The sequence below is a fragment of the Streptomyces sp. B15 genome, from assembly GCF_018070605.1.
In the GTDB taxonomy this organism is placed as follows: domain Bacteria; phylum Actinomycetota; class Actinomycetes; order Streptomycetales; family Streptomycetaceae; genus Streptomyces; species Streptomyces smyrnaeus.
The window spans coordinates 1-488 of sequence record NZ_JAGPXJ010000219.1 but is presented as its reverse complement, the minus strand read 5'-3'; the positions used below and the strand labels follow the sequence as shown (position 1 = coordinate 488).

1 protein-coding gene is annotated in these 488 nt (G+C 71.7%); it reads right to left on the bottom strand.

Features of this window, described 5'->3' with window-relative positions; translation table 11 throughout:
• Window positions 1-136 precede the first annotated feature (136 nt).
• A partial coding sequence (locus KBY19_RS35930; protein WP_210967530.1) for a 2'-5' RNA ligase family protein occupies window positions 137-488 on the bottom strand: 352 nt, incomplete at its 5' end.

The window sequence follows — 488 nt, the reverse complement described above, 5'->3', positions numbered from 1 at the left end:
AATGGGACGGAACAGGTTCAGCCCGGACTGGGTGAGCACCGCTGCGGCCACGAGGACCCACAGCCACGTGCTGGACCGGGGTGCGCGGATAATCTGGGCCATGCGCTCCAGAGTAGGCACTCCGGGCCCGGCAGGATCAGACGCCGGACAGCGGATGACGTTCCACGGTGGTGTGCAGCGCCCCTCCTGACCGCCCCTCCCCCAGTTCCGAGGCCACCAGACGGATCTCGTTCACGGTCCACTCCGGGCCCTCGTAGACGGACAGGGCGTGCACCACGTGGGCCAGTTCCGGGCCGCTGTGCGCGCGGACGCGGGAGCCGCGGCGTCGTTCTTTCGCCTGGCGTGCGCGCTCCGTGCGTGAGGTGCGGGCCACGGTGAGGTGCGCGCGCTGGCGGGCGCGCTCGTCGGGGTCCAGGGAGCACGCGTGCATCAGCTCCGTGAGCTCGGCGGTCTGTCCGGCCACGCCCACCCACAGAGTGGTCCCGGAG